At 39.0% G+C, this 24,549-nt stretch carries 25 protein-coding genes; all 25 read right to left on the reverse strand.

Annotation, left to right across the window (positions count from 1 at the left end; translation table 11 throughout):
* Positions 1 to 60: 60 nt before the first annotated feature.
* Positions 61 to 807 (reverse strand): cytidylyltransferase domain-containing protein, encoded by a 747-nt coding sequence (locus BN2762_RS05595; protein WP_055106042.1) that lies wholly within the window; start codon positions 805 to 807, stop codon positions 61 to 63.
* A 24-nt stretch (positions 808 to 831) separates the two neighbouring features.
* Positions 832 to 1,980 carry a WcbI family polysaccharide biosynthesis putative acetyltransferase gene (locus BN2762_RS05600; protein ID WP_055106043.1) on the reverse strand — a complete coding sequence of 383 codons (1,149 nt, stop codon included), beginning with the start codon at positions 1,978 to 1,980 and terminating at the stop codon, positions 832 to 834.
* A 30-nt stretch (positions 1,981 to 2,010) separates the two neighbouring features.
* Positions 2,011 to 3,351 (reverse strand): UDP-glucose dehydrogenase family protein, encoded by a 1,341-nt coding sequence (locus BN2762_RS05605; protein ID WP_055106044.1) that lies wholly within the window; start codon positions 3,349 to 3,351, stop codon positions 2,011 to 2,013.
* 63 nt (positions 3,352 to 3,414) lie between these two features.
* A complete protein-coding gene (locus BN2762_RS05610; protein ID WP_055106045.1) occupies positions 3,415 to 4,554 on the reverse strand; it encodes a glycosyltransferase in 1,140 nt (379 codons plus the stop codon).
* Between the two features lie 15 nt (positions 4,555 to 4,569).
* Positions 4,570 to 5,775, reverse strand: a complete 1,206-nt coding sequence (locus tag BN2762_RS05615) for a glycosyltransferase (RefSeq protein WP_222861028.1) — start codon at positions 5,773 to 5,775, stop codon at positions 4,570 to 4,572.
* Between the two features lie 91 nt (positions 5,776 to 5,866).
* A complete protein-coding gene (locus tag BN2762_RS05620; RefSeq protein ID WP_055106047.1) occupies positions 5,867 to 7,339 on the reverse strand; it encodes a glycosyltransferase in 1,473 nt (490 codons plus the stop codon).
* A gap of 134 nt (positions 7,340 to 7,473) precedes the next feature.
* Positions 7,474 to 8,886 (reverse strand): Coenzyme F420 hydrogenase/dehydrogenase, beta subunit C-terminal domain, encoded by a 1,413-nt coding sequence (locus BN2762_RS05625; protein ID WP_222861029.1) that lies wholly within the window; start codon positions 8,884 to 8,886, stop codon positions 7,474 to 7,476.
* Positions 8,883 to 10,964 (reverse strand): polysaccharide pyruvyl transferase family protein, encoded by a 2,082-nt coding sequence (locus BN2762_RS26455; protein WP_055106049.1) that lies wholly within the window; start codon positions 10,962 to 10,964, stop codon positions 8,883 to 8,885. The genes BN2762_RS05625 and BN2762_RS26455 overlap by 4 nt, the downstream gene beginning before the upstream one ends.
* A gap of 30 nt (positions 10,965 to 10,994) precedes the next feature.
* The gene (locus tag BN2762_RS05635; RefSeq protein ID WP_187386488.1) at positions 10,995 to 11,996 is read right to left on the reverse strand and encodes a UDP-N-acetylglucosamine 4,6-dehydratase family protein; all 1,002 of its coding nucleotides are present in this window, start codon (positions 11,994 to 11,996) and stop codon (positions 10,995 to 10,997) included.
* Positions 11,989 to 13,884, reverse strand: a complete 1,896-nt coding sequence (locus BN2762_RS05640) for a motility associated factor glycosyltransferase family protein (RefSeq protein WP_055106050.1) — start codon at positions 13,882 to 13,884, stop codon at positions 11,989 to 11,991. The genes BN2762_RS05635 and BN2762_RS05640 overlap by 8 nt, the downstream gene beginning before the upstream one ends.
* Positions 13,881 to 14,468 (reverse strand): hypothetical protein, encoded by a 588-nt coding sequence (locus BN2762_RS05645; RefSeq protein ID WP_055106051.1) that lies wholly within the window; start codon positions 14,466 to 14,468, stop codon positions 13,881 to 13,883. The genes BN2762_RS05640 and BN2762_RS05645 overlap by 4 nt, the downstream gene beginning before the upstream one ends.
* Before the next feature lie 118 nt (positions 14,469 to 14,586).
* The gene (locus BN2762_RS05650; RefSeq protein ID WP_055106052.1) at positions 14,587 to 15,426 is read right to left on the reverse strand and encodes a flagellin N-terminal helical domain-containing protein; all 840 of its coding nucleotides are present in this window, start codon (positions 15,424 to 15,426) and stop codon (positions 14,587 to 14,589) included.
* Positions 15,427 to 15,530: 104 nt separating this feature from the next.
* Complete coding sequence (locus tag BN2762_RS05655; protein WP_222861030.1) at positions 15,531 to 15,914, reverse strand: flagellar protein FliT; 384 nt, start codon at positions 15,912 to 15,914, stop codon at positions 15,531 to 15,533.
* A 7-nt stretch (positions 15,915 to 15,921) separates the two neighbouring features.
* Positions 15,922 to 16,317 carry a flagellar export chaperone FliS gene (gene fliS / locus BN2762_RS05660; RefSeq protein WP_055106054.1) on the reverse strand — a complete coding sequence of 132 codons (396 nt, stop codon included), beginning with the start codon at positions 16,315 to 16,317 and terminating at the stop codon, positions 15,922 to 15,924.
* A gap of 22 nt (positions 16,318 to 16,339) precedes the next feature.
* Entirely contained in the window at positions 16,340 to 17,743 is a 1,404-nt protein-coding gene (fliD, locus tag BN2762_RS05665) for a flagellar filament capping protein FliD (RefSeq protein WP_055106055.1), read from the reverse strand.
* 18 nt (positions 17,744 to 17,761) lie between these two features.
* Positions 17,762 to 18,124, reverse strand: coding sequence for a flagellar protein FlaG (locus BN2762_RS05670; RefSeq protein ID WP_148499884.1), 363 nt, complete (start codon positions 18,122 to 18,124; stop codon positions 17,762 to 17,764).
* 29 nt (positions 18,125 to 18,153) lie between these two features.
* Positions 18,154 to 18,393, reverse strand: a complete 240-nt coding sequence (gene csrA, locus BN2762_RS05675) for a carbon storage regulator CsrA (RefSeq protein ID WP_055106057.1) — start codon at positions 18,391 to 18,393, stop codon at positions 18,154 to 18,156.
* Between the two features lie 3 nt (positions 18,394 to 18,396).
* Positions 18,397 to 18,846, reverse strand: coding sequence for a flagellar assembly protein FliW (fliW, locus tag BN2762_RS05680; protein ID WP_055106058.1), 450 nt, complete (start codon positions 18,844 to 18,846; stop codon positions 18,397 to 18,399).
* On the reverse strand, positions 18,843 to 19,244 hold the full coding sequence (locus tag BN2762_RS05685; protein ID WP_055106059.1) for a DUF6470 family protein: 402 nt from the start codon (positions 19,242 to 19,244) through the stop codon (positions 18,843 to 18,845). Before BN2762_RS05685 ends, fliW begins: the two co-directional genes overlap by 4 nt.
* Before the next feature lie 28 nt (positions 19,245 to 19,272).
* Complete coding sequence (flgL, locus tag BN2762_RS05690) at positions 19,273 to 20,163, reverse strand: flagellar hook-associated protein FlgL (RefSeq protein WP_055106060.1); 891 nt, start codon at positions 20,161 to 20,163, stop codon at positions 19,273 to 19,275.
* Between the two features lie 27 nt (positions 20,164 to 20,190).
* Positions 20,191 to 21,768, reverse strand: a complete 1,578-nt coding sequence (gene flgK, locus BN2762_RS05695) for a flagellar hook-associated protein FlgK (RefSeq protein WP_230202434.1) — start codon at positions 21,766 to 21,768, stop codon at positions 20,191 to 20,193.
* 280 nt (positions 21,769 to 22,048) lie between these two features.
* Positions 22,049 to 22,549, reverse strand: a complete 501-nt coding sequence (locus tag BN2762_RS05700) for a flagellar protein FlgN (protein WP_055106062.1) — start codon at positions 22,547 to 22,549, stop codon at positions 22,049 to 22,051.
* A gap of 9 nt (positions 22,550 to 22,558) precedes the next feature.
* The gene (gene flgM / locus BN2762_RS05705; protein ID WP_055106063.1) at positions 22,559 to 22,843 is read right to left on the reverse strand and encodes a flagellar biosynthesis anti-sigma factor FlgM; all 285 of its coding nucleotides are present in this window, start codon (positions 22,841 to 22,843) and stop codon (positions 22,559 to 22,561) included.
* Between the two features lie 135 nt (positions 22,844 to 22,978).
* Positions 22,979 to 23,395 (reverse strand): TIGR03826 family flagellar region protein, encoded by a 417-nt coding sequence (locus BN2762_RS05710; RefSeq protein ID WP_055106064.1) that lies wholly within the window; start codon positions 23,393 to 23,395, stop codon positions 22,979 to 22,981.
* Positions 23,396 to 23,503: 108 nt separating this feature from the next.
* The gene (locus BN2762_RS05715) at positions 23,504 to 24,418 is read right to left on the reverse strand and encodes a ComF family protein (protein ID WP_230202435.1); all 915 of its coding nucleotides are present in this window, start codon (positions 24,416 to 24,418) and stop codon (positions 23,504 to 23,506) included.
* Between the last annotated feature and the right edge of the window lie 131 nt (positions 24,419 to 24,549).

Raw genomic sequence — 24,549 nt, forward strand, 5'->3', positions numbered from 1 at the left:
GTGTTTTTTGGCCCCTATACTGAACTAATTTGATACACGACAATTATCTCCATAATATGGTTATTCCCCCAACCTCTTCTGACGGACAGTTGAATTAATTTCCGTTAATTCCGGCTCCCTTTCGAGAAGCCTATGGATATCTTCCCAATAAAAAATATCTCCCTTATATAATTCATCATATATCTTAGAGATTAGCTCCCAATCTTCATCCGTATCCAACGTCAATCTATATCCCGATTGGTCCGCATCATTCGCAAAAGCATAAACCTTAAATTGCTCCTGATGCTGATAAATATAAGGTGTAACATGCTCAAACTCATAATCTTTCGTTGCTTGTTCATAGGTTTGTTCTAAAGCCTTAAAGCTAAACACTTCTGTATCCAACCCTCGAGGAAAAGTATTGCTTAAACCACTACTCACATAATCGTAGTCGCCACTCAGGAAACATTGTATAACCTTATCGGAAATTAGAGGATCCAATAACGGACAGTCTGATGTAATACGTACAACAATATCAGCATTAGCTTGTTTAGCTGCCTCATAATAGCGGCACAGAACATGATCCTTACTGCCTCGATAAATAGTTACTTCATATCTCAAGGCCTCTTCGCAAATTGTTACATCTTCTTCTTGGACAGTCGTTGCGACAATGATTTGGTCAATAGACGGTATTGCCTTACATCTAGTGATGACATGACCTAATACGGTTCGATCTCCAAGCCTCTTCATTACCTTGCCAGGCAAGCGTGTTGACCCCATACGGGCTTGGATGATTGCTATGATGTTTCCGCGATCTCTTTTTTTCATTTTTTCTCCTGCCAAGTGTCTAAATTATTTATTGAGTCCCCATTGCAAATAGGAACGAGCGTATTCAAACATATACTCCTCAAATGTATAGCTCAATCCATTCGTTGAAAAATGAAAAGGATACTTGTGAGACGGATCAATAAAATTAAGCCCCAGATGCTTAATTACACTAGGATATATAGGAACAACAAGATCATTGAGCGAATCTATGACCAAAGAATTCATGTGAGTATGATTGAAATCTAATAATTTTAATATTCTTATGGCAACTTCTCTTATAACCCAAAAAGTAGGATGATTCACTGTATAAAATAAGTACCGATCCTTATAATTTTCTTTAACAAAATCTGAAATAATAACATCCAAGCCCGCTTCTCTTCGAGCCAGTTCTTCTAGAGAACTTTCTGTATTCTTTTCTAATTCCTCACTAGAATAATAATCATCATTAGCTAGCATTCTAACTAACTCCTGAATTTCATTTTCGCTAAATTCAGAATGATTAATAGCCCCTACAATATTTCGATCCCCATATGGAAATCGTCCGTAGGGTGATCTTTTAGAAATATGCTGGGGAAAATAACCCTGAAAGTAACTGTTAGGAATGCTCACGGTTTCACATTTTGGAGAGAGACGCTTTAAAATATATTCTGTAGACATCTGCTCACCTAAGTACGAGGAACTTACCCGTTGATATATAAATAAATCAATCTCTGACAACAACTTTTCATTCCAATAATCTGGTGAAAAGTCATTAATAAAAGCTTTATCATATATTACATAGGTTTGATTAAATAATTCATAGCTTTCTAGATACTTAGCAAGAAAAGGAAGTTGGCAGTTTCCATATAGTAAAACTTTTTTCCTATCATCTTTATAAAAATGTTCTTCGTTTTTTAAATAATCACTCACATGGATAAAATCGACATTTTCTATAAATCCAAATCCCTCTAACTGCCGGCTGATAGCAGGGTAATATGTGCTGCAAACCAAAACAAGTGGTTTTTCAGGGTCTAAACATAACTCTTGTGGAGATTTAATTGGATAACCATTAAATTCTCCTCCCCACTTGCTACTATCATTATCAACACAATACATTATATTGGCTTGTCTTAGGCTGCTAAATTTACTATTAGCGTAACTGCCTGTACCAAATATGACAATTCCTTTTTCCATAGAGCCACCATCTCTAATTACTATACAAGTTTAATTTGTACCATTGCGTTTCTCCAACTCAAATGCCATCTCATTTACTGGTGATAATCCAACCGGATAGTATGTAATGCCAGCATATTTAATTTGCTGTATATCAAAAACATTTCTTCCGTCAATGAGAATCGGTTGTTTCATATATGTCGCTAACATCTTTAGTTCAATGTTTTTGAATACGTCCCATTCTGTCAATAAACAAACTGCATCAGCACCAGCAGCGGCATCCCATTCATTCGGTGCCCAAAAAATGTTGGTATTATCTATACAGGATCTAAAATTCCCCATCGCTATAGGATCATATAATCGCAGCATACAACCAGATTTTAATAAATATTTAGTAATTTCGAGGGCTGGAGATTCTCTAACATCATCCGTGCCCGGCTTAAAGGCCAGTCCCCAAATGGCAATCGTTTTACCTTTTAATTCTCCTAGAGCGGACTTTAGCTTTCTAATTACACCCATACGCTGCATTTGATTAACCTCAACAACTGACTTTAACAATTTAAAATCATAATCGGCATTACCCGCTATCTGTATAAGTGCCTTAGTATCTTTTGGGAAACATGATCCTCCATAACCAATGCCAGCATTTAAAAAATCTTTCCCAATTCGTTTATCCAGCCCCATTCCCCTAGAGACCTCTCTAATATCTGCCCCTAATCTTTCACATATATTAGCTATTTCATTAATAAACGAAATTTTGGTTGCTAAAAATGCATTGGAAGCGTATTTAATCATCTCTGCACTACGTAATTCTGTAATTACAAACGGTGCATTTAACGGCTTATGGAGTTCAACCATTCTATCAATTGCTTTCTGACTTTCCCCCCCAATAATGATTCGGTCTGGATGGAAAGTATCATTCACTGCAGAACCCTCTCTTAGAAACTCAGGAACAGAGACAATATCGAATTCAACCACAGTTATTTCTTTTATTACTTGTTTTATTCTATCATTAGTTCCTACTGGTACCGTGCTTTTTATAGCGATCACTGTATAATTCTCAATTAAGTCGGCTACTTCTCGAGCAGCGAATTCAATATAACGTAAATCAGCTTCCCCATTTGGTAATGGTGGTGTACCTACCGCGATAAAGATAATATCTGAATCCTTAATTCCTCGCTTCAAATCTGTTGTAAAATAAAGTCGGCCTTCCTGGACGTTTCGATCAACTAATTCCTGAAGCCCAGGTTCATATATGGGGAGACCCCCATTCTCCAAGACTTTGATTTTATAAGCATCCTTATCGATACATACAACTTCATTACCAAGCTCCGCATAACATGCACCTGAAACAAGCCCTACATAGCCAGTACCAATAACAGTAATTTTCATGTCCGTCCGCCCTCTCATAAGCAAAAACATAATGTACAAGGCTAATTTCTACAATTTTGCTAGTTAATCGAGTTTATAATGCTTACTGTGCACAACTTGTTCTCGTAACGGCCTTTCGGTAAGCTTTAATTTATCAATTTCTCCACGCTCTAAATATTCTAAATTCCTCGCAGCATCTTGGTACTCAGGTTGAACACTTAACGCTTCATTTAACAATTCCCTAGCCTTCTCGTTATTTGAATCCATCATAAAACTTATTACGCTAAGGTTATTTAACACAGCTGGATTTGAGGTATGATTCGATAAAAGGCGAAAAACTCTCAGGCTCTCTGAATGCTGACCGAGTTTGAAGTAACTCATAGCTAATGCAAAATAACCTTCTAAGGAAAATGGTTTTCCTTCCAGAAGCTTTATAACTCCTTCGGGTTCATCTATCCATGCATAAGCTGCAGCTATAGCAACACTTGCTTCAAATTCTCCATGCCTTTGAGCTAATTCAATATACAATTTTTGAAGATCAAGTCGACTAAGAATTGTTTTTACAGATTGATTAGATATATATCCATTGCCGGAGATGTTATTCTCGTGAACTCGGTAGCTCGTTAATGATTGATTTACTATTTTAAATTTATAACCTTTCAAACAGAGTCTTAAAAATAATTCAAAGTCCTCTGCATTGGGTAACGAAGTATCGAAGATTAAATCTTCATTTTTACGTAGCATAGATAAGCCTATCCACAAATGATTCCTTTTTAACAAGTGAAGAACAATATTCTCATTCGTTAATTCACTAGGATAACCTTTATTTCGGGATAAAGATCTTCCACTATGGTCAATCATTTCGCAGTCATTAAAAATCATGTCAACATCGTTCTTTAGGAATTCTCTATATAAAGTTTCCAATCTATTTCGATATTGAATATCATCAGCGTCTGCCAACATAAGTATATTAGAGCTACTATTTTGGATTGCTGTATTCCTTGCAGCAGCAGCTCCAAGATTAGTCTTATGTCTAATAAATAAAATTCTATCAGAGCATCTCTCTGAATATGCTTGGATTATTTCTGGAGTTGTATCATTACTGCAATCATCTACTATAACAAATTCAAAATCCTGAAACGTTTGATTCAATACGCTCTCAATAGCTGCCTCAATATACCCCTCACAATTGTATGCTGGCATAATAACAGATACCCTTGGCATTACCATATCACCTGGTTATTTCATGATAATAAAGTCCCAATTCTTTACTAACCCTTTTTCCTGCAATTGTTCTGAAATTTCATATGAATAAATGGATGCAATTACTATGAAATCACCTTCTGCTATATCGTTTGGTCCCTTTATTTCTAAACCTTGCAGAAACCCTCCCCATTTTTGAGTATCATTATCCAGAAAAAATGCTGGCTCTATATCATTTTTTTTCAAAATATTCAACATATTCGCACCTAAAGATCCTGCGCCAAAAATCAAGCATCTTCTACTCCCCATAATACCCTCGAAAGTATCCCGAATCCTTTCGGGGTCATAAGAGGGGACAAACAATTGGTTCATTCTATTTATTTGTTGCTTATTTCTTTCAAAAACTCGTTTTTTCAAATCACATAGTAAAGTCGACTGATCCGAACCTCCTTTTATATATAGTTGATCCTCATCAAGAAACATTTCCTGCCACTCTTCAATATGCTCATTTACTGTTGGGTGCTTCTCAAGCAAATACTTGAATGCTTCAATATGTTTTTGGCGTTTACTGAAAAATTGTTGTTCATCTTTAACAAGATCATGATAAATTACCGGTATCGGTGAATACATGTGTTTTCTTTTATCTGGATCCTTTTCTAGCAGCCTCAAAGCCAATTCTAATCCTCCGTGCCCGTAACGAATCTGATCATCCCATCCGCCAACTTCAAAAAAAAGGCTTGCTTGGTAAGATGCATTCCCTTCCAAACTTACAAAGGCCGGAAACGATTTTTGCCCCCAATAATAAACATTTTGACGTTCATTAAGTGGATTATCTGTTTTGCATAAATAGACTCCTCTGATAGAAACAACATCGTAATTTTCAAATAAAGCAATATGGGAATTGACAAAATCAAAATCCGGTATCCCATCATCCTCTAAGAATAATAAAATAGGCGCAGTAGCAAAAACAGCACCTACATTTCGAGCTAAATATGCACCTGTATTCTGATTTAATCGGATAAAAATATCTACGAAGGGCTTTAAGGCTTCAAATTCCTTATCCTGACCCCCGTTATCCACAAAAATCAATTCAAAGTTTACTGAATTTCGTTGTTGCTGAAGTATACGAAAGCTCTTTAATGTATCTTGATGAAGTCTCCAGGAGATTACAACAATTGAAATTTGAGGCTGATTACTAGATTTACGACTGTACTCAACATGATCAAAAAATTGTTGATACAATGCTAACTTGTGGTCCCATCGTTTCTGATGTAATATATTTATTAACTTCAAAAAAACACCCCGTATATTCTACTTTTCTACTAAGGTAATTTCATCTAAAAAGTATTATGAAATCCTTGTTCCTTTTAAGTCCATACCTCTCTAATTGAAGAGCAATTTCTTTGTACCACCCTGAAGCCACAATTACAAAATCATCACACGTCAGCTGAGTAGGAGAAAAAACCTTAACACCGCCTTTCTTTTCTCCCCATAAATCGGAGTTATTGTCAACAATACCATAAACTTGAATATTTAATCTGTGCAGTTCACTAATCACCATTTCACCAAATAATGAAGCCCCGAAAACGAAAATTCTTCTATGATTATTCTTTGAATAAATCCCCCTAAGACTATTAAAATCATAAAAAAATAATTTCCCATCTTTATATTGAATGATTTCATCCTTTTTTTCTTTAATTGCATTCTCATCAACTTCAAGAGGAAGGTTCTTTATTATATTAACTAATTGAAGATTTAAGTCATCTAAATTAAATTTTTGCTCTATTTTTTTTTTGCTAGCAATGCCAAGTCTTATCCTTGTATAAGGATCCTCCACCAGATTATTAAGTTTTTGGTATAATGCGTCTACATTCTTCTCTTCTACCAAATAACCAGTAATCCCATGTTCTACTATTTCTGGTATTCCACTATGAAGTGTTGATACAACAGGTATTCCCATTGCCATGGCTTCCATAATTACAACCGGTATTCCTTCCATGTCACCGTCAGAACCAGTTATACTTGGGGCTAATAATATGTCAGTCTCTAAAAGTAACCGTTTTATTTCCTCCTGTGTCTTCCACCCTACTAACTTTATATATTTATCAGTATCATCTTGTTTAATTTTTTTATCAATAGTATCGAATAAGGGCCCATTACCTACTATAGAATAGCTTACTTTTTTCCCGGATTTAATTAATTTAGTTACTGCTTCTACCCCGTATTGAACGCCCTTCTTTTCAACCAATCTAGATACAGTAAGAATATTGACTCTTTCCCTGTGCCTTTGGGTAATTTCATTAGTAGAGTACTTTTTCAAATCTACTCCCATATGATGGACTAAAATTTTTTCTTCCGGACAACCTAGCTCGATTAGCTTTTTCTTCCAAAATTCACTTATAGGCATACATAAGCTAGCATAAGTAAATATATCCTGATAAACATTATCACCATGTTCACTAACAAACTTCGATACATCATATCCATGAAAAGATACAATAATCTTGCCCTTAATCATTCCATTTAATTTCATCATTATTGCTATTTTTCCTATAGGGCCAAAGTGACAATGGATTATATCATATTCTTTTTGTCTAGGATACGATTTTGACATAAGATCATGGATAGTTAGTACTTTTTTCAAGAGATCATATTTTATAATATCTTCATGAATTTTTTCCGGGTTAATTTTTTGAAGCGTGAAGATATCTACTTCGTATCCTAAATCTAGGAGACCCGTAATTTGATTAAGGATAAATGTCTCTGAAAGGGATGGAAAAGTGGGAACCATATAAGCAATTCTCATAGCACACCTCTAGGAGTCGTTATTAAGATATCTTATGTGGCTTACCTTTCTATCTCAACTAAATAAAGTCGAGATAAACAAAACAAATAATTCAATATTATCAACAGAGTTATAGACTTTAGAAAAAAGTAGCATTAATTATTTTCTTTTAGATAAATCCTTCTCTTCTTACGTTCGGTGTATTCATTACTATATAAATAATTAAAAAATTGATTATGCGGTTCCATCAATGACTTAAAAATTTCGAAGTCTTTTTTTTCAACAGCAATTTTGAATGCTGAATGACTAACTTGAACAAACTTCATTCTAACTTTATAGATTAATTTATACTTTGAAGAAATATTTTTTTTTGGAAATACTCTTTTATTAGGCCTCCATTTTCCTGCCCTATCTTTTAAATATAATCTATAAGCAAGTCCCTCTCTCCTATGACGCAATCCAGACTCTTGCGACCGTACTACCTCTGTATAAGGAATTTCATCTAAATGCAACTGTCCTGATTCCATTCCCTCTTTAATAATCTCACTTAGTTCATTATCCCTTACAATTACAATGTTTGTTCCATAACTATCATTTAAATATTGCGGTAACCAAGCATCTCCAATTGTTAAATCTGCAGTTTCACTAAAAACGTCATCACAAAACTCACATGCTTCATTTTTTAGAAAACCTTTCCCCCAAAGGAAACCATATAACTCTCTTACAGGTTTGATTCCATGAACCACTTTACCATCTGGAGCTAGACCTCTTACTTCAACTCCATATTGATTGGCCGGATTCCCGGATATTTCCTTTCTGAAGTTTATATAATCTAGCTTCCCTGGTTCAATTCCAAATTGCCATGCAAACATATCAGCAAATCTTGTTGATTTTAAGTGTCCACAAACAAGCCCTACACAGTATCGGACTCTATTTTTATATAAATCATCCTGTAAAGATAGTAATCGAATTGCTTTAATAAAACAGGGAACTCCAACTATGGCATAAGTCCCCGAGTTTTTACGAATAAAATCCAATACACCTGACATTTCAATTGGATAGTATCTAGACTTTGACCCGTTTCGAATGTCTTCTTTACTTGATGCCACTTTGTATTCAAACATAACATTTTTAGACTCTTTTTCTTCTGTACTATTGGCTCTTACATGGATCACATAATCAACCATTCCTTTTGAAAATAACTGTTCTAAAACCCAAGTTCCTAGTCCTCCAGAACTTCCCATTGTACGATAATTACCTTCAGCAACATAACCTGCATATGTCCCTTGATAATAACCGATCTCATCACTATATTTGCAATATTCCCCATACTTTTTTTGAGCTAAGGTATTTTCATCTTCTTTGTTATTTGAAAATGGACATACTTCCGTTACTGGTATATTAAAATTCTCTTTATTAGATTCGTCTATAATATATGGAACGTATACTCCGTATTCATTTAATTTCATTTTCAATGGAGAATTCTTAATAGCTGTACATACTCCACAACCAATACAATATCCCCCGTCTACAACTGTTTCAAATAATGTACTTACTTCGTTTTTCAATTCCATCCTCCTTTCAATCTAACAGGGAGATCATTAAAGTATAATTTGTTCCAATTAGGAGACTTTTTCTCTTTCACACTATAAACTGATTCTATTTTTTGGGGAATTTCTTCTATTTTTTCGCAAAACTCAACAAAGTTCACATCTTTAAACCATTCAAAGGCAGAGGTTAATTTATGATCGACTGTTCTTAAAACCACACATGGAATTTTACATATGACAGCAAATATTAATCCATGGAAGCGATCAGTCACAATAACATCATGTTCATTAAAATAATGAAGTGTATTAATCAAAATACTTTCTCTTTTTTCTTTATCAATCCATGTATCCAAGGTGGTATCATAATATCTCGTTTCATACTGAATAGCTTTTGAAATTTCTAATTTCTGTTGATAATTCAATAAAGATTCATCGTCCTCCCTTAAGCACAGTAATACCCTCTCAATTTCATTATTTTGCTTCATTTTTAATTGAATGTTGTCTATAGATAATACAAAATCAGGAATAGTAAATGTGTTCGCTAAAGGAAACATCTCTTTGGCTAGCCTTCCACTCTCAAAATCCCTTCCAATAATAGTCAAATTAGGGTGTCTTCTGTATATTTCCATACTAGTCCTTTTTTCATTCCTCCCATATTCTGTATCACTAAAGAAGATTGTTTGAGGAAGACTTATAATTGGGTTATCTGGAAAAGAATCAATAATTAGTCTTCGGACTCCCTCAGACCATTTGCCTCGATCTCCTAAGTTCCCTCCACTATGTAAAAATATTAAATCCTCTTTTCCGATACAATCTTTAATTAAAGAAATATGTTTTCTAACTTCATCTTTGTCTACTTCAATTATTTTGTATTGTTTATAATACTTATCAAACCACTGCTTTATAGCCACCACTTGGGCATGGTCCCCAACATTGGACAATTTCGGAGGCGGAGTTATCATATACCATATTTTTTTATTAGACCGAAATGCCTCAATTTCGTTTTCAGACTCCAAATCATCTATAATATCCTGAATATAGGTAAAGTTCATTTCTTTTAACTCAATGTCCCCTTTGGGTTCCTCTTTTAAATTATTGCATATAGGGAGAAATGTTACTTTGTATGAATAAACCTCATCTTTTTTATTAGCAAAATCAAAGTATGATAAATATTTTTCAGGTAAATATACACCACACATATTAGTGTCAACTGCATAAAGGTTTTTATGAAATTCCTCAGGTAAAGCATCATAGACAGCATTCACTGTTGATGATATTTCGACGTTATATTTAATTTTAAAGTCATGCCAGACGACAATAGTATGTTGAGGATCTATGATCTCAAAAATACGTTCGGTATCGGATTTAATTCCGTGATAAGAATGATCACCGTCTATAAAAACCAAGTCAAATCTATCATTAATTTTACTAAAGTCAAACGTTCTTGAATTTTCGTAAAAATGATAAATATTGCTCTTGCTATGGGAAAAGAAACTTCCGAAATTATTCTTACCCCACTCAGTTTCAAATTCTTTTTTTAACATCTCAACAGGCAACGTAACACTATAACACCTCTGAGCGACTTCCGCGATTGAAGCTATACTTTCACCAGCCCAAGAACCTATTTCCAGGTAAGTTGAGAAATTGAACTTAATTACTAATGCCTTTAAAAAAAGGTAGTCTAATACACTGGAAGTCCCTCCACCTCTACGCATTGACATATGATCCAAAGTCAAAGGTTTTTCTAAAGTAGATAAAAATTTTCCTAAATCTAAAATTGGAACCTTCAGTTTTTTGGTAGAACTAGTCTTTCTATCATAATTCAAGAGTTGATAATCGAATGTACAGAACTGTCTAATCCCCATATTTTCTAATTGCACTGATATTTCATCGTAAAATTGACTCGCAATAACAACCATAGCATCTTCCATCCCCTTAATTTGGGATGGGGGGATTACTTTGTGACCTTCAAATAAAGTTCCCCATTTTAATGAATCATTGTCAGAAAAGGCCAAAATATTATACTTTACCTTCAACGCATTAAGTGCTATAGATCCTAAAGTTGATGCACCAAATAAAATAATATTCTCCTTCATAACTCCCACCCAACCTTTAATTATACTCGTTTAGAAGATGTTTTGTTTTACCCATTTCACTATATCTTTTTTCAAAATAACTTTACCCTCAAAAGGGCTAGGTTTTGTAGAAATCTGTTTATAAATAAATACTTGATTTTCATCCTTCTTACCAAACTGAGGAGTAATTACAAACATTTCCTCCGTCTCATATGCTATACTAACTTCGTCATCCGTCATAAGTTCCTCAAACCTTTTTTCACCAGGGCGCAAACCAATTTCTTCAATCGATATTTTTTCAGTTATACCATATTGTGCTTTAATTTCTTCAATAACTACTTCAGCTAGATCACCCATTCGGATCAGCGGCATCTTAAGAACAAATACTTCTCCACCCTTTGCCAATTTATTAGCTTTAAGAATTAATTCAATGGCTTGACCCGGGGTCATCATATAACGCAGCATGTTCGGATCTGTAATTGTAATTTTTCGTTGTTCTAATATTTGTTTTTTAAATAATGGAATTACGGATCCTCTGGATCCCATAACATTACCAAAGCGTACTGAAGAGAATACAGTTGATTTCGCGCCTTTTTGGAACTCAGCTGCTGATATCAAGCGTTCTGCAGTTAACTTAGTAGCGCCGTAAGTATTAGTCGGAGAAATTGCTTTATCTGTACTAGTAAACAGCACTTTTTTCACTTTATTTTCTATAGCAGCTTGAATCACATTTTGGGTACCAATGACATTAGTTTGAACTGCCTCAAAAGGATTATACTCGCATGCGGGAACATGCTTCATAGCAGCACAATGGAAGACATAATCGATCTCTTCCATTGCTCGGATTAAACGCTGCTGATCGCGGACGTCACCAATTAAAAAACGAAGTTGAGAAGTATATTTTTGATATTCCTGAGCCATCTCAAACTGTTTAAATTCATCCCTGCTAAAAATTCTAATGACACTTGGTTCTTCTTTTAGTAAACGTCTAGTTAATTGCTTCCCTATAGTACCGGTGCCCCCTGTGATCAATATTTTCTTGCCTTTATACATGCTGATGCTCACTAGAAGCGCCTCCTACTTCAGACCGAAACATATTTAGTCTATCAATTGCTCCGATAATAATTTCTCTTAGCTCAGGTTCAAAAGTTTTCAGTTGATGAACAAGTTCCCCAAGATGCTCCTCGATTAATTCTGCTTTTTGAAAAGGATCTTTTGCCTCTACAATTAATGGAACGTACTTCATATATTTTTTAACCTGTTGAGCCAATCCGAAAGAGTAAAACGTATTAAAACAATCTTGGCTAGTAATCCACTGCCAATGGTCATTAATTTCTGTTAAGCTTTGTTTTAACTTTTTAACATTTCTTATAGAGATATTTTTTTTCAGTTTTTTCAAACAGCTATAAAGTTGGTTAAGCTTCTTACTCATATCGTCGATCTGTTTTAAAATATACTGTAATTTACTAATTGTAATATTAAACCTATCTAACCTTTCAGATGGAGAAAGAGATATAATTTTACTACTAAACTCAAATTTTTCATCTGATAGCCATTGAAGTTGAGGATACAGTTCATCCATAGACACCCATTCAGTTCCTTCTAAGACAGCTCCACCCTTAGATGTGTTAATAACCTTAATTCCTTGTGTAGATAATACCTTAATATTCATTTCTATATTTTGCCGTGTTATTGTCATAATTTTTGTTGTAGCATTTTTTCCGCCATCTACGTTATCAACCAATTCGTCGGCATCTTTTAAAGCATTTTGTTTAACTCTTTCTGTTAAGTGCTCAACTCCAGGACTATAAAACTGCCCCCCCGGATATGAAAGATCCTGCCCCATTAAATAAATTTCATTGGCCCCTAAATAAGCCGCGACTTGAAGCGCAGTACCAGTAACAGATGCTGTAGGACGGAATACCGCTACCGAACGATCTCTATATAAATATTCACTGACTGGGTCTTCCTCAAACAATGCATACATTAATTGACCACGGTAAATTTCTGGTATTCTATAATGTGATTGTGTAATAAATAGTAACGGAGCTAACGTTGTATCAATATTCTCATAAACTCGGGAATTTACTTCCCCACCATCCATGGTAATCGCTAAATCAGGTGTTATTTCATAATACTGTAGAGACTGTATGCTTGAACCAGCTGCAATAATAAAACATTTATCTTTCAGCTTTTTTAAATAATGTATATCCTTTTGTAAAGATGGGCCAGATCCAACTATAATCACCTTTTTTCCTTGCAGTAGTCCAGAAAGAACGTTTATGGATGGGTTATTAATCGTATAGGGTAAGTTAGACAAGATATTTTCTAACCATGTTTTTTGAAATTTATTATAGGTTTGAAGATTGGAGGCTTCGTTATTAACAGCACTTGCAATTATTCCTTTTAGTTGATTCAGGGACTCTTTAAGGTATCTATGGTAGACCGGAGGAACCAAAAAAGATAGGGTACCCAGCATTCTTGTTGAGATATAATTTGCTAGCTCGGCAAATACAGATTCATGACTTCCAACAGCAAGCATTTGTATTCGACTATCCGATAGTATATTTCTAACATCTCGGAATCGAACCATCGTATTAAAAACAGTGACATCTGGCTCTACTAAGATAACTCCCTTTACCTTTGGATGTCGGAGTACAGCTTCTAGAAAATATCCCATCCCCGTACCAAACAGTAACACTTGTTCTGTTCTAGTTAATTGATCTTCTATACTAGCTAACCATTTCTGAGCTTCCGAAACGGCATTATACCTACTATGAAGAAAAATTTGTTCCTCACCTAACATCAGTACTATATTCGGCTCATTGTTTTTAGTGTATGTTACTTTAGTTGGCCCATCCTCACTATAATCATCAATCAGACGAACAAGTTCAGGATATCTACTTTGAAGTAAAGCGAGGTTTCTCTCAAGCATACTCATAACAATTCACTCTTTTTATTTCGGTTTTGAAATTGATGCAACAATGGAACAATTTCATATTGTACTAAATCTCCTACCCCTACATAATCTTCTTGATTAACCTTTTCAAATATCTCTTTCACAAATAACTCTAGAGGCTCAACTATGGCCAAATATTGAGGTAGGTTAGTGACGTTGCCGAATAATAAGCGGTTAAATTGCAGCGCTTTTAAAATCCAGTCCAAACCCTCAATAAGTTGAACCAACAAACTATACTGTTCGCTGGTCAAATTACCAAAAAGTTGATTAGCAAGATTTAAAGCCTCTGGAATAAATCTATTCAGGTATTCATCTAAAGACTGCTCGTTCTCCTTAATACTCTCTATTGATGATATCGTCCGAATATCTAGTTCTTTAATTCGATTTACATTTTGGAATAAATATAATTCATACCCATCATAATAGACCTTTCCATCTATTTCGACAGAGTGAATAAATCTTTGGTTTTGATAAATTTCACTTGTAGTTTGCTTCCACCACTGATCTAGTTCCTCAATCGATGAATTAATTTCTTGCAATTGTTGTTGGTTGATGGATACTTTCATAAACTTCACGTCCTTATGTGTAGATATAATAGTTATATCGGACAAAACTCACCTTTAATGTATAGATCAACAAAGGAAAGAGGCCTCCAAAAATTGGAGGCCTCTTGATGATTAATTATTATCCGAGCAATTTAAGAACGGATTGTGGAGCAGAGTTAGCTTGAGCCAACATTGCTGTACCTGCTTGTACCAAGATTTGATTCTTAGTGAATGCAGTCATTTCAGTAGCCATATCAGCGTCACGAATACGGGACTCGGAAGCAGACAGGTTTTCTACCATTACGCCCAAGTTGTTAACAGTGTGTTCCAAACGGTTTTGAACAGCACCGAATGTAGCGCGTTGCGTGGAAACAGCACTAATTGCAGATTTAATTGCTGCAATAGCCAAGTTAGCGTTATCTGCATTAGCGCCTTCTACTGAAAGATCTTTTAAGCCATTTGTAAGTGATGTGCCTAATTTTTCAGGAGAAAGATCCGATAATTGAATAGAAATCGTAGTATTTGCATCAGAACCAATTTGGAATTTCACTTCAGCATCACTATTAAGAAGTTGAATGCCGTTAAAATTAACAGTCGAAGCAATGTTGCTGATTTCTCCAACCAGCTCATTAACTTCCAATTGGATCTTAGCACGGTCAGTTTCATCATAAGTACCGTTCGCCGCTTGGTTAGCCAGCGTGTTCAAACGTTGCAGCATGGAGTGTACTTCTGTCAAAGCACCCTCAGCTGTTTGAATCAAGGAAATACCGTCTTGAGCGTTGCGTTGAGCTTGAGACAAGCCGTTGATTTGGAAACGCATTTTTTCAGAGATTGCCAAACCAGCCGCATCGTCAGCAGCACGGTTAATCCGGTAACCGGAAGACAATTTCTCCATCGTCTTGCCCATTTGAGTGTTGTTGAAGTTCAGGTTGCGGTTAGCGTTCAACGCGCCAACGTTTGTGTTAATAAACATTCCCATTCTAATCATCCTCCATGATTGGTTTATACTAGGCTACATCCTTGTGGCCTAAATAATATATCGGCAGAGCTTTCATATAACTTTATACCTAAAATCAAAAATAATTATTTTTTTTCATCAAAGTAAAGAGAGCTCTGGCCTTTCTGATTCATGCCATAGTAAGCATTCATAACCAGTCTTTGATTATTCACGGCCTTCAGCTCGCTTCCAGTTTCATTCATGGAAGCATGCAGCCGCTGTTCAATTTGCTGCAGCGTCTCAGCAATTTTCTCCATAAGCTCCACAAGAGAAGACGATGGAGGCAGCATGGTTCCTGTCTTCTTATCCAGGTCCTCAATTTCAGCGCAAATCTGCTCCCATTGCTGAGACAACTGCACAAAAGTCTCCAGCTCTGCTGCTTCGTTCACAGGCTCTTCCGTGAATAAGTGAAGCTGTGCTTTGGCGCACTGAAGGAGCTGATCATATAGTGTCTGGCGACGATTGGCCATAATAAGATCAAGCTTGTCCAAGACTAACTTCCTTCCCGATCTGCTCCCAGGCAGATTGAAGTTCTTTGAGCAGGACGATGACCTCAGTGACATAGCCTTGCTCCTTTTTAAGATTCGCCTGAACCAGCCGCTCCACAATATACAAATAAATATTTTTAAGGTTACGAGCCAGCTCGCCACCTTCCTGTTCATTTAATGAAGAAATCAATTCATAAACAATGTCCTGCGTCCTCTGAATGAATGTATTCGCATCCTTCACATTGCCCTCCTGCATGGCTTGTTCAGCACGGGAAGCAAATTGTACGGCGCCATTATACAGCATCAACGTAAGACGATGAGGCGAGGCCGTCTCATACTTGTTTCGCTGGTAGCTTTGATAGGCAGACCTATTTTGCAGGGCCATAACTTTCATCTCCTAAGTATATCTATGATTTATTTGAAGCTGTGAGTGCATTAAGCTGTCCGGCCATCCAGCTTTGCTGGGACTGCAATTTGGATAGAGCCACTTCCATTTGTACATACTTCTTCTTCATGGCTTCTTCCTTCAGAATCAATCGTTGCTCCATACTATCCATCTGTTCGGTGATATACTTGATTTCGCTATCGTACCCCTCCATTCGGGAGGCAAGCAGTCCATTGGTTCTTGTCCAGTCATACAGACGATCTTTAGCGAGCGTTCCCAGCCCTTGATCCCCATTAATCAGTTCTTCGACGATGGCAGGATCAGCAAGCAGTTTCTCCTTAAATAATTCCTTATCGAAATCAAGCTCTCCCGTCATCATCGCCGCAGTAGTAGCCCCTTTATCAACTTCCAGACCAATCAGAAACAGCCTGTCATTCCCAGTGGCCCCCTCCACAGCATTGATGATATTATACAATTCGCTTTGGAGGCTCTTTAACATGGAATCCCCCTGAAGATTTGTTTTGAAATTTTTATACGATCCATCAGGGTTCTTCTCATTCGTAATCATCTTCGTATTCTCGCGAATCAATTTAACAACATCATTAAAGGCACTAACAAACTTCTCGACCTTTTCCGCGATTTTGTCAACATCCTGCTTCACTTCAACATTAACCGTGGATTCCTCAGCCAATAAATTTAACGTAACTCCGGGAATAGCATCGGTTACTGTATTGCTGGAGCTCTCGACATCAATGCCGTTGACCTTGATTTTGGCCACCTGAGCAGTCACTTTAGATTGAAGCTCAAAAATCCCGGCACCTTCCAGATCAACTGTCTTACCGGTTTCCTTCGCCGTTACAACCAGGCTTTTCTGGCCTTCTGCCGTTTGAACGAGCGAAGCCTGTACCTCATCTCCAAACTGCTTGTTGATCTGCTTTGAAATTTCTACAAGCGCATTCTCGAAGCTTTTCCCTTCCAGATCCAGCCCATCCAGATTAAGGCTCACACCGTTCACCTTGATACTCTTAGCCGCCAGCAAATCTGAATTGCTGAACAATCTGTCTTCCCCGTCAGCTTGTTTCATTTGGATTGCTGCAGTCGCGTTCACCTGGCGTTTTGCTAATTGTACAACTTCTACAGAATAGCTTCCATTTAGCGCGCTGCTCCCTGCAGTAGCAGAGAGCTTGGCTGAATCAGAGCTAACCGCACTGTTAGTCCGGAACGCTTCTACATCGGATAAATTGGTCGCTGCGTCACGCAACGCTTTCAGCTTCAAATTAATATTATTAAAAATATTCTTGTTATCCGTTACCTTTGTCTTCTTCATCTCCAATTTGTCATATGGAATACGTTCCAACTTCATCAAATTATTAATAATTGACGCAGTATCCAAGCCAGAGGCTAACCCCGTTAAACTAATTCCCATTTCTGAATCACACCTTCCCTATATTTTTTCATCGAAGAACATTCCTACTAGTTCCTTCATTTTTAAAGATAAATCGATCAAAAACTCTGGCGGCAGGCTAGAAAGCACTTCCTTAGTCTCCAGATCAATAATTTCAACATACAACTGCGCAGCATCTTCGTTGTATTTAAACTGCAAATGCTTGCCGGAAGAAGCTATGGAATGATTGAGCTTCTTAACTTCTTCTTCAAGACTTAACTTCTCTTCTTCTGTCAAGGAATTATAATCAAACTTCCGTGCCGCTAAATTTGCTTTAACCGGATCACTTCCACCATCCCTTGAGACGGCTCCTCTTATGCTGCTAATAGGCAACTCCTTGCCATGGACCTGATTAATATTCATTCCAACCCCACCTAAATTGTAATATGGCATTACATTTTAAAGTTCTTAAGCAGGTTCAAGATTTGCTCCGGTTGAATGACATTTGATTGTTCTCTTGCTGCATTATTCTCGGAAGCAATTCCGATATAAAGCTCTTGACGTAGTATTTGAACTTCTTTGGGTGCTACAAATCCAAGCTTGATTTGATCACCTTCAATGCCTAGAATTTGAACCTGTATTTGGTCTCCGATCATCACGGATTCCCCCAGCTTACGTTTGAGAACGAGCATGGCTCAATCCTCCTTCCGTTGAAGGAGATGTCGTATTGGCAGTTCCTGGTCATGAATAATATATTGACATCCTTGCCGAGAGCCAGGCGCCAACAGAATAGGTGCCTTTAAATTTAAATACAGCTGCTCCTGCTGGATGTTCACGATGAGCATAACAGCAACCTCATCTGCTTGTTCTACCGCAAGAATCTCCGCCACCTCGTCGGATATTGTAAAGTTATAGTTATCCACCGCCTGATGAGCGGAAATTACAATGAAGCTGATTTGCTCCCCTAAAGCGTGAAGAATATAGAAAGGAGAATTCTCAATCGGTATCAGACCATATTCGTAGATTGACGGAACTCCTACAATACCAGCTCCAAAGCGATAAATATGATCGGATTCAATAACTATGCGCCCATATGTCTCGCTGTCAATGATGATGGCATTTGTTTGATCCGCATGTTGGTTCATCTCGGAAGAGCTCCTCTCGCTTCAACGTTAATCTCTGGTGGATAAATACGAAAATCTATGTAAACTCCCTGCGTGGGGAGCGCTGCTATAGTGACTTCCTTCTGCCCATTTTGCATATACCTCTGATGAGCTATTTTTCCAAAAACATTCTTCTCTCCCGCAGATATATTAGCTACCCGATCCCCTTCTTGGGCTTTGGTTGCGATATTCTGCAATAATTCCCCTTGAATTTTGCCTTCAATTTCTCTCATCAAGGAATGTGGGCGCTTAAGCTCCAAATCATCGAAAACACTCGACCAGTCCGTAATCATTTCCGGAGGGGTTAATCGCACGGTAAGCTCCGCTGGCCTATACTGCCCCCAATCTCCGGAAAGAACCGGCGGCTGAATTCCGTACATACCGTCCCCTCCCTATTTCAGATATAGACTACCTTATAAAATCCAACAAAGATGTCTGCATAATTCTAGCTCCCGTGGAGAGTGCAGCCTGCAGCACGTTTTCCTTCATTTTCAAATTCATAATCGCCTCGGAAAAATCTACGTCAGCAACGTTAGAGCGCTGTTCCTTTATACTTACCTGCTCCCCTTGGATTCGATTGTCCATTAAATCAAATCTATTCATGCGCGCCCCAATCTCAGCCCAACTGATAGCCATATGGTCTGTAGCCGCGTCAATCTTGTCTACACTTGCTGAAATACCCTCTACATTGTTCGAGTCCAATGCGGATATAAGTTCGTCCAATACGCCAAAGACATTATTGGGCGAATTAGCTTCACCAAAAACAATCTCGCCCGTAATGCTTACCGGAACCTTAACAGCCGGGCTAACATTCAAGTAATACAATCCCGGGTCAGTGTTTTCGCCTGCGGCTCCATTCACGGTGTAAGGCGCCTGATCGGTTTTTTGGCCATTAAAAAGGTACCGGCCGTTATAGGTGCTGTTTCCGATCGTCACCATTTGCTCTTTCAATTGTTTAACTTCAGCAGAAATTGTTTGTCTTTGCTGAGAATCCAGCGTCCCATTGGCTCCCTGCAGAGCCAGTGTTCTCACCCGTTTCAACACGTCTGAGGCCTGCTGCATTAAGGAATCCATCGTCTTCAAAATCTCGGTTCCTGTCTGAGCATTCATCAGAAACTCTTCGCTTCTAGCGAGGTCTGTGTCATAGCGCATTTGGTAGCCGACGCCTACAGGATCGTCACTCGGCTTGCTGATCCGCTGGCCTGTCGCCAGCTCCTGCTGTCCTTGCGTCATAGCAAAGTTAATATTGCGCAAATTACGCAGCAACTGGATGTTTTGCATTGAACCTGTTACACGCATACTGATTTAGCCTCCTACTCCTTATCATTACCTTCCAACGTGACCCATTTGGTTAATAATACGGTCAAGCATTTCATCTACCGCTGTCATATTACGTGCCGCTGCATTGTAGGCTTGCTGAAAGCGGATCATATCCGCGAATTCTTCGTCTAGAGAGACGCCGCTGACCGATTGGCGCTGCATTTGCAGGTTATCCGTCATGCTGTACTGATTCTCATAATTCCGGAGCGTATTGCTTGCCCGGATTCCCAAATCGCCAATCAGCGCTCGGAAGTAGTCGTCCGTAGAGCCTGTGGAGAGGGATGTTAGATTCGCCGGGAAGGTAAACAAGGCGTCACGCATTGATGCTAGAGCGTTGGCAATATCGCTATTCCCCCGAATGACCTTGTTAACTCCGTTTACATTCTCGTATTTAGAGGATGCTGCGATATTATTGGTATTACTAATAATGGCCGGGTTCACCCGAATGTCATCAATCGTAAATCCTCCCCCGGTCGAGACAAAGAATGGAATGCCTGAAGCCGGTGGGTCGGTTAGGGAGTAACCCAGTTGATGCAGACCATTGAAGCCTTTGACCATTACATCCACAGATGAGGTGATCGTGGAGCCAGCTGGAATATTTTGGCCTGCCGGAATAACCGTACCGCCTTCCAGAGTGACGTCATTAAGAGCCACCATATCCTGGGAAGCAATATATCCATTACTAAGAGTAACCTTAACATCCCCTGTAACGAGCGTGCTCACCAATGCGTTCAATTGATTGCGAATAGTAGTTGTCTCTTCCAGCGATCTCGTATAGCCATTGAGCTGCCCTGCCGTGGCTGTCGCTGCATTGGCTGCCGTTAAGTAAGTGACGTTCTCCCCATCCAGCACGTTTACTCCTGCTGAAGTCAGGCTAACCATACCGTTTTCGTTCTCCACAAATTGAACATCAACGATCGTAGATAATTGGTCTATCAGCAAATCCCTCTGATCGCGGTAATCGTTGGCATTGTCCCCAAAGCTTTCATTGTCTCGAATAAGGACATTCAGTCGGGCAATATTGTCGAGAATATTGTTAGCTTCCATGACCTTCTTGTCGATGTTTGCCGTTAGATCACTAGTTAAATTATTCAAAGCACTGCTTATATGCTGCAGCGTATCCGTCAGGTTGCTCGCTGCTCCAGCAACGGCTACCCGGGCACTTAGGAGAGAGGGATCGCGGTTAAGCGTCTCCCAAGCGTTCCAAAAGTCATCCATGACCTTGCTAAGACCGCTTCCCGAGGGCTCGTTCAAAATGCTTTGAATTGAAACCATCGTTGAATTCAGCACTTCCCAGGAGCCAAGGTACTGGTTCTCACGCCGGAATTGCGTATCCAGGAAGCTATCTCGAATTCGAGTGATACTTCCATACTCAACACCCGTCCCAAGCATCCCTGGCTGCTGACTTCTCGTCATCCCCATAGCCCAGATTGGCCGCGCTTCCGTTGTATTTACACGCTGGCGCGTATAACCCTCTGTACCCGCATTAGCGATGTTATGTCCCAGCGTCTGCATTGAAGTTGTATTAACGAATAACGCCCGCTTACTCGTCTCTAATCCATGAAATGTGGAGGTCATCATCATTCTCCTTTATAGATGTTGTTCAAAAAGCCCGCTCAACATCGATTTATATATTTATCCGGGCCAGTCTTGGCTTTCGAAGCATGCTCATCCAAAACATTCCGGGTGCTTACATAGCTTCTCCAACGCTTGCTTCTGCCGCAATCGTTTTCCCTGAAAGCGTGTAACTGTGCTTCTAAGGCCCTGTTTCATTCAAAGCTAAAACATATATAATAAACGACATCAAAAGCATACGCTCCGATGCTGATCATTTATTTTGAACTAGCACTTATATCGTCAAAGCTTAAGCTCTCGTATCAAAGCTGCTTCTCGCCGAGGTTCTTCTTTCCTGCTGCTGGGGAGGGGCATAAGTGGCCTCTTCGTCCATGCCGCCCACCATCAAGTTTAGAGAAAAGTCGATAAAAGAAAGCGACTGGTCGATCAAGCTTTGATTTAACGTATTAATTTGCTTGAGCTTGCTTAAGCGATCACTCAGCTTGTTTTGAATTTCGGAAAGAGCCCGTTTCTCCTCTGGATCAAATACTAAACGCAGCAATTCCGTAATGGTTAATTCCAATCGGGATTTAATTCCCTTAGATTGCAAAAAAGCTTGCGCGGATGCCAGGATTTGCTTCTCCTGCTCCTCAATGCCTTTAAGCATTTTGGATTCCTTAGAAATTGTACGAACTAATCCTTCGTACTCATTGCTTATAATAGCTTGCTTCTTCTCCAGCATCACTTCAAGCAATGCTTCATAACGCTGATCCATCTGTTCCAATGCATCAATCAAATCTTGAACTGACATAGCCGCCCCCTACTTCTCAGTCATCGACTTAAAATACGGAACGAGCTTCTCCGCCAGCTTGCCAGCATCGACATGATACGTGCCAGAGGATACCTGGGCTTTAAGCTCTTCTATCCGTTCCAAGCGCCGCGGATCCTGTGCCTTCTCCTGTGCCTGCAGCAGCTCCATCGCCTCCGTTGAGATGGTCACCTCATCCTTGCGTCGTGCTTTGCTGTATGTTTCTTGACGCTGCGAATCAATATGACGATTATAGTTATTAATTGCTCCGACCCGTCCTGTTTCGTTGATCTTCATGGGCCCCACCTTTCTTTCTAATCAAAAAAACCGATAATCTTTAATAAGTTTATCGGCGTTGGTTGAATCATTGTTAATAGCGAACTATAGGTTTATTTATATTATTGTAGCATTATTTCGGTTCTTTACGCACGATTAGTTGCGGAATTTGTCGACAGCGCCGTATGCGCCACTGCCTTTCCGATCGGCAGTTCCATCTTGCTCATTTCCTAATCCCTCTCTCGCCGCACCAGCAAAATCCCGCGTTAATCGAGTGCGACACGAATCGCACATGTTATTCTGGCGAATAAGAACTCCGCATACTTCGCAAGGGTACATCATATTGGGATTGTCAGCTACGGTAATGCGTCCCTCTTTAATAAACTTCGTTATCTGCTTAATCGAGACGCCTGTCGCTTCCGAAACTTCTTGAATGGTAGCCATTTTTTCTTCGCGCAAAAATTTCAGACATTTCTCATACTCTTGCTCAATTTCTTTAATACAGGAAGGACAGATGTCTCTGAAATTATTGGCGAACAGTTTGCCGCAGCGCGGACAATTGCCTAAATTCATAACTATTCCCCCTACTACTCCATTCATAAAGCCATTTATGATAGATTACCTTATTTTAGGGGCGTTCGTCCATAATTTCGTACAAAAGTACTGATATTTTGCTATACTTTAGGACCTTGCCCAAGTTAGCCCGTATATTTCCCCGCAATATCCCAGCTCGGCACAGCTGTGCTGCAGTACAGCTGCGCAAGCATTCATTGTACTTCCCGTTGTATACACATCGTCCACCAGCAGCAAACGGATCCCCTTTTCCTGGTCAATCCGCACTCTCCCGGGCCTTAAAATTATCCTTCCCAGCTGCTCAGCTGCATGGGGTAAGGCCTGAAATACGCCTTGCATGCTTTTGAGCCTTTCATTTCTGCTCTTGAAGCTTTGCTTGCCGGTATGCCGAACACGGGCTAAAAGATGCAACAACGGCAAGCTTCTCCCCCTATTTCCCCCAGCTAAAGCTGCTCCTCTAGCCAGTTCTTCTGCTTGATTAAATCCGCGTTCTCCCCATCTTTCTTCACTCAGCGGAACGAAAGTCACCGCATCGAAAAATGCCCCCCGCAACCCAAGCTCTTTCTTCATTTGCTCCAGAGCTCGGCCCATCATTCTCGCCAGTACTGCGCTATAAGCTTCATGACCCCGGTATTTATACAGAGCGAGCCATTGGCGCATAGCGGCATTATAGGCCACGCTGCTGCGGTTCATAACCAAAGGACGCTGTATGTCTCCGCCCCGGCTGCAATCCGGGCAGCCGACATGTCGGCCGCAGACAGGGCACCGCGGATCGATGATCCAGGGAATGCTCGCATAGCATGTCAGGCATAACTCAGGATAGCCGGGAACCTCCACAGAGATCCTTTTGCCGCAAGCCAAACAAGAGTCTCCTGTCCGAGCCAGCAATTGATGGATTGGCCGCAGCATCCCTGACAAGAACTGATTAAGGCGGCCGGAAAGCAGGGGCAAAGCGTCTGCACAATTTCTGTGCAGGCTCCATTCTAACTCGTTATCACGCTCAGCGTTACATCTTACTATCACGGCTGATCCTCCTTTTACTCTTATTCACGTTGGATTACCTGCACAGCTTAAATCGCGGCGTATGCTAGACCGCGGCCATCTATGGGCCAATAATGCATACCGCAGCTAATTAGAAGCGTCTGCAAGCGATT

The sequence above is a fragment of the Paenibacillus ihumii genome, assembly GCF_001403875.1.
Lineage (GTDB): Bacteria > Bacillota > Bacilli > Paenibacillales > Paenibacillaceae > Fontibacillus > Fontibacillus ihumii.